Genomic DNA, 8,539 nt, shown 5'->3' on the forward strand with positions numbered 1-8,539 from the left:
ATATCAATGAAAAAGTCAGTATCACTCATTGTGTGCCAACGATTTTACAAATGGTAATAAAAGAAGCGCAGGATCGTGATGCCAGTTTTAATGGTTTAAAAATGATCATCGGTGGCTCACGATTGACAGAAGGTCTAGCAAGGCTTGCCATGTCTCAAGGTATTGAAGTCTATACTGGCTATGGTATGTCAGAGACGGCACCACTTATTAGCTTGACTGAATTTAGTCTCAATGAGCCTGAGATGTCCGATGACGAAGATATCGCGCGCCGCTGTATGACGGGTAAGCCTGTGCTCATGGTTGATGCCCAAGTGTGGGGTACAGACAACAAATCAGTTGATACAGGCAAAGAACATACAGGCGAGCTGGTATTGCGGGCACCTTGGCTGACCCAAAGCTACTTAAAGAATGAGGATGCGGGTAAGGAGCTATGGGATAATGGCTACATGCATACCCAAGATATCGCTTATATACGCCCTGATGGTTATATTGGTATTACCGATCGCCTAAAAGATGTGATCAAATCAGGTGGTGAGTGGATATCATCTTTAGAGATTGAGACTATTTTATCGCTGCATCCAGCCGTGGCTGATGTGTCAGTCATTGGTGTTCGTGATGCACAGTGGGGCGAGCGTCCATTGGCCTTGATTGTTCTAAAACCTGATGCTCAGAGTACGAGTGTTGATGATATCAAAGCCATTGCTGAAAAAGCGGTAGAGCGGGGTATGATTCCTAAATATGGCGTGCCTAGCCAGTTTAAGTTTGTGGATGATCTACCCAAAACCTCTGTCGGTAAGCATGATAAAAAAGCCATGCGAAAAACGTATGCTGATCAGACAGAAGTATAGTTTTATGTAGTTGACCTTTATCTTTAGCTCTGATACATTTTAAACCGATACGTAATGTATCGGTTTTTTTAGTTTTGGCAAGGACAGCCAATATTGCATTATGATAGTGTGCAATAAGAGTTTATATTATAAAGATAGTGTCTTATTACCCATCGTTTACGCTAAGGATAGCCATTATGAACGAGCAAGCCATCAATCAACGCACCGACCAAAGCAGCAATCACGTTTCTATTCAAAACCCGCAAGGACCCTCTGATAACACTCAGAGTTTTGCTGATATTTATCACGATTCTATTAATAATCGTGAACATTTTTGGTCTGAGCAAGCCAAGCGTATCTACTGGCATAAAGAGCCTGATAAAATTCTTGATGACAGTAATTTGCCGTTCGCTAAGTGGTTCGTGGGCGGTGAGACCAATCTTTGTTATAACTGCGTAGATCGTCACCTCGAAGAGCGCGCAGAGCAAGATGCATTCATTTGGCTGTCATCAGAGATTAACCAAGAATTGATTGAGACATTTCCCGCAGTCGTTGATTCATTTAAAGATTTAGGCAACAACGTCGAGTTTTATACAGACTATACTAAGCGCCGTTTGACTTACAATGACTTGTATAAAGAAGTCAATTATTTTGCGGATGTGCTGCAACGTCATGGTATCGGTAAGGGTGATCGCGTCATTATTTATATGCCAATGATACTAGAGGCTGCTTATGCGATGTTGGCTTGTGCTCGTATTGGTGCCGTACATTCAGTGGTATTTGGCGGATTTGCTGCACATAATTTGGCGATCCGTATGGATGATGCTGAAGCAAAAATGGTTGTCACGGTAGACGCAGGTTTGCGCGGTGGTAAGGTTATTAATTATAAAAGCCTCGTCAATCAAGGGGCTGAGCAAGCTAACGTAAAGCCTGAGCATGTGTTGGTTGTCAACCGAGGTGTATTGCCATTTGCTCCACAAGATATTGATGTGGACTATGCAACCGAGCGCCGCGTCAGTTGTGAGACAAATGCTGTTGTAGAGCCAGTATGGTTAGAGTCTAATGCACCGTCTTATCTTCTGTATACTTCCGGAACGACGGGCACACCAAAAGGTGTGCAACGTGATACGGGTGGTCATGCAGTCGCGCTCACTACCTCGATGGATTATATCTATGATGGCAAAGCAGGAGACACGTTTTGGGCAATATCTGATATTGGCTGGGCCGTTGGTCATTCTTATACCATCTATGCGCCATTGTTAGCTGGCATGACCAGTGTCATGTATGAAGGATTGCCACATCGACCAAACCCAGGTATTTGGTGGCGGATTGTCGAGGCCAATAAGGTCAATATACTATTCACTGCACCGACTGGTGTACGAATGCTCAAAAAACAAGATGAAGCTTGGATGACGCGTTACGATGTCTCAAGTGTTAAGTCGTTCTTTTTAGCAGGTGAGCCACTCGATGAGTCAACAGCTAATTGGCTTACTAAGCATTTAGGGGTTCCTATTTTAGATCACTATTGGCAGACAGAGTCTGGTTGGCCCATTCTAAGCAATACGCCAAAGTTTAATCATAAGCCGCATAAGCAAGGATCGCCTGGCTATCCAATGTATGGCTACGATGCACAAGTTATCAATGAAGAGACAGGTGAGCTCTGTGCTGCGGGCGAAAAAGGCTTACTTGCAATCAAAGCGCCTCTACCGCCCGGCTGTCTAACCACGGTATGGCGCAACGATGAGCGATTTGTCAGCAGCTATTTTGGTTTGTTCGATGGTCAACAGTACTCTACATCCGACTATGCCGTGACTGATGAGGATGGGTATTTTTATATCTTAGGGCGTACAGACGATGTGATTAACGTCGCTGGTCATCGAATTGGTACGCAAGAGATTGAAGAGGCGATCAGCATGCATTCAGAGATGGCAGAGTGTGCGGTTGTTGGTATTCAAGATCAGTTGAAAGGGGAGTTGCCGATTGCGTTCTGTGTGCTGAGAGATCATGAGCAAGTGGCAACCACGGAAAACCGTTTTCGTATTGAGCAGCAAGTCATCGGTGCCGTGGTTAAATCTCTCGGCGGTATTGCTAGGCCCGCGGCTATTTATTTTCCGCAAGCGTTACCAAAGACTCGCTCTGGAAAAATATTACGCCGTGCCATTCGTGCATTAGCAGAAGGCAAGGAAACAGGCGATATGTCGACACTCGATAATCCACCCGCGATTGATGCGATCAAGCAGTCTATGAAGGATTATTGATGAATACGAAATATGAATCTATCGATAACTGATCCATAAGGACATTCAATATTGTATAAAAGCTCATGAATTATCATGGGCTTTTTTAATTTTAAATCCCCATAATCTTGACTGGCGAATATGGGTCTGTTTGATATTCAAATATTAGGACTGCTGATCGCTAAAAGCTTACCAAGCCAGGCGCAAGCCGACGATAATGTCGAGGCCTTAACTAGGATCCCTCACGCTAAGATAAAAATTTGATAAAGGGCTTGACCACAAAAATGAATTATTGTTATAGTCAATAACGATACATAATAAATCATTTTAAATTTATATAATTGATGATCATCAATAAAATTAGAACCTTTACCAAGGTGAAAATTGGTTATATGTCAGTAGTTTCGTAAATAGTCGTTTCGCAAACAAGATAAGGATATCTTATGCACCACGTTCAGCAGCTCATTAATGGTCAATTCGTCGATTCTGATACCAGCGAATGGATTGATATCACAGATCCCGCCACCCAAGAAGTCATCGCAAAGGTTCCACAAACGACCGATGATGAAATCAACCAAGCGGTCATCGCCGCTCAGACTGCCTTTCAAACATGGCGCAAAACGCCCATAACCACACGTGCTCGTATATTTTTAAAGTATCAAGCATTGATACGCGAGCATATGGATGAGCTAGCAGAGATTTTGACCGCTGAACAAGGTAAAACCATTGCGGATGCCCGCGGTGATGTATTCCGTGGTTTAGAAGTGGTTGAGCATGCAGCAGGTATTGCAAACTTACAGATTGGTGACTTTGTTGAAAACGTCGCATCAGGCGTTGATACCTATAGCATCTGGCAGCCGCTAGGTGTGTGTGCAGGTATCACACCATTTAACTTCCCAGCGATGATTCCGCTATGGATGTTCCCAATGGCCATTGCCACGGGTAACACTTTTATCCTTAAGCCGTCTGAGCAAGACCCCATGGTCACCATGCGTTTGGTTGAATTAGCAATTGAAGCGGGCGTACCTGAAGGTGTGCTCAACGTCGTACATGGCGGAAAAGCCACTGTCGATGCTATTTGTGATCACCCTGATATAAAAGCTGTTTCTTTTGTGGGTTCTACTGCTGTTGGCAAACATGTCTATGAGCGTGCCAGTCAATCAGGTAAGCGTGCTCAGTGCATGATGGGCGCAAAAAATCATGGTGTTATCTTACCGGATGCCAATAAAGAGCAGACGCTTAATCAGCTAGCAGGTGCAGCATTTGGGGCGGCGGGTCAACGTTGTATGGCGCTGTCAGTGGTGGTATTGGTCGGTACTGCAGGTGAGTGGATTGATGATATTAAAGCCAAAGCGGAAAAGCTGGTCGTATCAGCAGGCAAACATGATAAAGATCTAGGCCCGCTGATTTCTCCTGCGGCAAAAGCCCGTGTCGAGCATTTAATTGGTGCTGGAGTAGAAGAGGGTGCAAGTCTGATTCTAGATGGTCGTGGCATTACCGTTGAGGGCTTTGAAAAAGGTAATTTTGTCGGCCCAACTATTTTTGATAATGTCACTACTGATATGCAAATTTATCAGCAGGAAATTTTTGGGCCAGTATTGTGTGTCATGCGTGCAGCCGATCTGGACGAAGCAATTGAGATACTCAATGCCAATCCACATGGCAATGGCACAGCGATATTTACTCAGTCAGGTGCTGCCGCACACAAATTCCAACAAGACGTTCAAGTCGGTCAGGTTGGCATTAATTTGCCAATTCCTGTGCCACTACCGATGTTTTCATTCTCAGGTTCACGTGCCAGTAAGCTTGGTGACCTTGGTCCGTATGGCAAGCAAGCCGTGCAGTTCTATACTCAAACCAAAACTGTCACTGCGCGTTGGTTTGATGATGAAGCGAGCCGCGGCGTCAATACCACCATTTCAATTTAATCGCTCGTTCGATATGTTTGCGGTATAGCGATAATCCTGCTTAAGGCATATTTTAGCAAAGCATGATCTTATGATTGTAGTTATGTCGCTGCTATACTGTATAGCCAACACTATATGAAAAATATTAGACTGACGATTTATAAAATTCTCTACACCATATTTGCTATGCACGCACAAGGATGACCTCATGGATTTTTCATTGACCGACGACCAAATTGCCTTCCGCCAAACCGCTCGGCAGTTTGCCCAAAAAGAGCTAAAACCACATGCAGCAGAATGGGATCGCACCTCGCATTTCCCAGTCGATGTCATAAAAAAATCAGGCGAGCTTGGATTTTTAGGATTGTATACCAATCCAGAATATGATGGTTTGGGATTACCGCGCTTAGACTCTGCCATGGTGTTTGAAGAGCTTGCGTGGGGCGACACTGCTGTTGCTGCTTATATGAGTATTCATAATATGGCCGCATGGATGATTGGCGAATATGGTAGTGATGAATTATGCAAAAAATACTTACCTAACATGGTCAGCGGCGAGTGGTTGGGTAGCTATTGCTTAACGGAACCCAATGCAGGATCTGATGCAGCTTCTTTACGTACCAAAGCAGATAAGCAAGGCGAGCATTATGTATTAACTGGAGAGAAAACATTCATTTCAGGCGCAGGGTCTACGGATGTGTTAGTCGTCATGGCACGTACAGGCGGCGCAGGCGCAAAGGGAGTTTCGGCTTTTGTGGTAGATGCTAATAGTGCTGGTATCGAATATGGGAAAAACGAGCATAAAATGGGCTGGAAAGCACAGCCGACACGCACGATTAGTTTTAAAGATGTCAAAGTTCCAGTAGAGAATTTGATAGGCGAGGAGGGTCAAGGCTTTCGTATTGCGATGAAGGGTTTAGATGGTGGTCGTATCAATATTGGTATCTGTGCGGTTGGTACAGCACAGTCAGCACTAGAGACCGCGACCAATTACGTGCAAGAGCGTAGCCAATTCGGCAGCCAGATTGCTAATTTACAATCGGTACAGTTTAAACTTGCCGATATGCTGACCCAGACCATTAGCGCGCGACAAATGCTTTATCTAGCAGCGAGCAAAGTCGATAACAATGATGTCCAAGCGTCTACCTACTGCGCAATGGCAAAGCGTTTATCTACTGATTTGTGCTTCGATGTTGCCAATGAAGCATTACAGCTACATGGTGGTTATGGCTATCTAAATGAGTATCCACTTGAGCGTCATGTGCGAGATTTGCGTGTACATCAAATCTTGGAAGGCACCAATGAGATTATGCGAGTGATTATCTCGCGTCAGCTATTACAAGATGATGCGTTGGATCAATTGCGTTAAGCCTATTAGGGCATGTGTTTAATCTACTTGATGACAGAGCTTAACGCCTAACCATTCAACCATACCAAATTCAGATAAAATAAAGGACTATTTATGACGGATTATACCAACCTTAAGTTAGCAATTGATGGCCATACTGCTACTGTGACATTAAATAACCCGCCAGCCCATACGTGGACGATGGAGAGTCTGCCAGCACTCAAACAGCTAGTGACTGATTTGAATGCCAATGATGATATGTATGCTTTAATCATTCACGGTGCCGGCGAAAAATTCTTTTCAGCGGGTGCTGATTTAAATAATTTCTCAGATGGTGATAAAGGCCGCGCAGTCAGCATGGCAATTGCTTTTGGCGACGCGTTTGAGGCGCTATCAGCGTATCGCGGTGTCAGTATTGCTGTCATCAACGGCTATGCGATGGGTGGCGGACTGGAGTGTGCGCTGGCCTGTGATATTCGTATTGCAGAAGAGCATGCCCAAATGGCATTACCTGAAACGGGCGTCGGCTTATTACCATGTGCCGGCGGTACACAAAATCTAACGGCTTTAGTGGGTGAAGGCTGGGCAAAGCGCATGATATTGTGCGGTGAGCGCGTGGATGCAGGAGCGGCGTTACGTATTGGCCTCGTTGAAGAAGTTGTTGCCAAAGGAGAAGGGTTAAAAGTGGCGCAAGCACTAGCGCAAAAAGTGGCTAAACAGTCTCCTGTTGCTGTCAGCTATTCTAAATCGCTTATCCAAGCCGCCAGAAATACCCCGCCTGCACAAAACCTTATCCATGAGCGCGAAGCATTTGTTAAGTTGTTCGATACCAACGATCAACGTGAAGGCGTGCAAGCGTTTTTAGAGAAACGCAAACCGAATTGGCAAAATAAATAGGCTGTAGGTAAGATGTCCTAACAGTCGTTTTACTCATTTTAATTTTTGCAGGTACCTTTTATGACAGCAGCTATAAAAGCAACGGATAATAATCAAAAAGTCACAGAAAACACAGAGCAAGAAGCGTCAGTATTGTTTAATACTGAACCGACAGATTGTGGTCATTTGATTGGGGTCATGACGCTCAATACGCCCAAATCTCTCAATGCGCTGAGTGTTGATATGTGCAAATTATTATCACAGCAGCTAGATGCGTGGGCAAGTGATGCACGGATAGTCGCTCTGGTATTAAAAGGGGCAGGCGACAAGGCTTTTTGTGCGGGTGGTGATATTCGTAAGCTGTATGACAGTATGTCGACCAGTGCGCCGTTACCAAATCCTTATGCGACAGAGTTTTTTAGTCATGAGTATAGCCTCTATCGCCAGATGCATTTTTACGCCAAGCCGATAATACTTTGGGGTGATGGCATCATCATGGGCGGCGGTATGGGACTGATGGCAGGGTGTAGTCACCGTGTGGTCACTGAGCGTACGCGCTTTGCCATGCCTGAGGTGACCATTGGGCTGTTCCCTGATGCCTCTGGTAGTTGGTTTTTGCAGAATATGCCTGCCAAAACAGGGTTGTTTTTGGGCTTAACAGGAGCGATGTGTAATGGCAATGATGCGCTGTTGGCCAATCTAGCAGAGTATGCCGTTGCTAGTAATGCTTATGATGCTGTCATACAAAGTTTAAAACAGAGTGACTGGCAATTAGCTGCTAGTAGTACAGACAAGTGCGATAGCAACAGCGCTCATGGTATCGTTAGCCGTGCACTGGCGGCGCAGCCTGTCACTGAGTTGCCCGCTAGCAAACTGGCCACCTATTGGCATGCCATTGGACAGTTAATGAATAGCGGCGGGTTGGGTGACATTGATGCCATCTTGCAAAGCGACGCGGCGTTGGAGAAGTTAGATGCCGACTTTGCGCAAGACAGCTGGACGCAGCGCGCTGTTGCTACTTATAGAGCAGGCTGCCCTGTGACGGTGGCGTTGACTTATGCACTGTATCATCAAGTTGCAGACCTATCGCTTGAGCAGGTCTTGTACCTAGAAACCAATGTCGCGGTACACTGCGCTGCCAACCCTGACTTCAAAGAAGGGGTACGGGCGCTGCTGATTGACAAAGACCGTAACCCCAATTGGTCGCGTTCATTGGCAGACTGTCTCAGCGCCGATGGACAGGCATACATTTATCAGCATTTCACCAATCCCTATGCGGCAGGCGAGCACCCATTGGAAGGCTGGCTGGGCAGTGAGTCTTTGGGGAGCCAGAATATAAATCAC

General features: G+C 45.4%; 6 protein-coding genes. All 6 read left to right on the forward strand.

The features are described 5' to 3' along the window. A partial coding sequence (locus ACT3RN_RS12845) for an AMP-binding enzyme (protein WP_442062008.1) occupies positions 1-848 on the forward strand: 848 nt, incomplete at its 5' end. 176 nt (positions 849-1,024) lie between these two features. Continuing rightward, entirely contained in the window at positions 1,025-3,085 is a 2,061-nt protein-coding gene (locus tag ACT3RN_RS12850; RefSeq protein ID WP_225739162.1) for a propionate--CoA ligase, read from the forward strand. A 422-nt stretch (positions 3,086-3,507) separates the two neighbouring features. Beyond that, positions 3,508-4,992: a CoA-acylating methylmalonate-semialdehyde dehydrogenase gene (locus tag ACT3RN_RS12855; RefSeq protein ID WP_192519254.1), complete on the forward strand. Its 1,485-nt coding sequence runs from the start codon at positions 3,508-3,510 to the stop codon at positions 4,990-4,992. 187 nt (positions 4,993-5,179) lie between these two features. After that, a complete protein-coding gene (locus ACT3RN_RS12860; RefSeq protein WP_192519255.1) occupies positions 5,180-6,340 on the forward strand; it encodes an acyl-CoA dehydrogenase family protein in 1,161 nt (386 codons plus the stop codon). A gap of 93 nt (positions 6,341-6,433) precedes the next feature. Further along, positions 6,434-7,216, forward strand: coding sequence for an enoyl-CoA hydratase (locus ACT3RN_RS12865; protein WP_192992444.1), 783 nt, complete (start codon positions 6,434-6,436; stop codon positions 7,214-7,216). Positions 7,217-7,276: 60 nt separating this feature from the next. After that, positions 7,277-8,539, forward strand: a 1,263-nt coding sequence (locus ACT3RN_RS12870) for an enoyl-CoA hydratase/isomerase family protein (protein WP_192992445.1), incomplete at its 3' end; no start/stop codon positions are given.

It is taken from the genome of Psychrobacter sp. AOP5-GZ1-6 (genome assembly GCF_052376345.1).
Taxonomy (GTDB): Bacteria; Pseudomonadota; Gammaproteobacteria; order Pseudomonadales; family Moraxellaceae; genus Psychrobacter.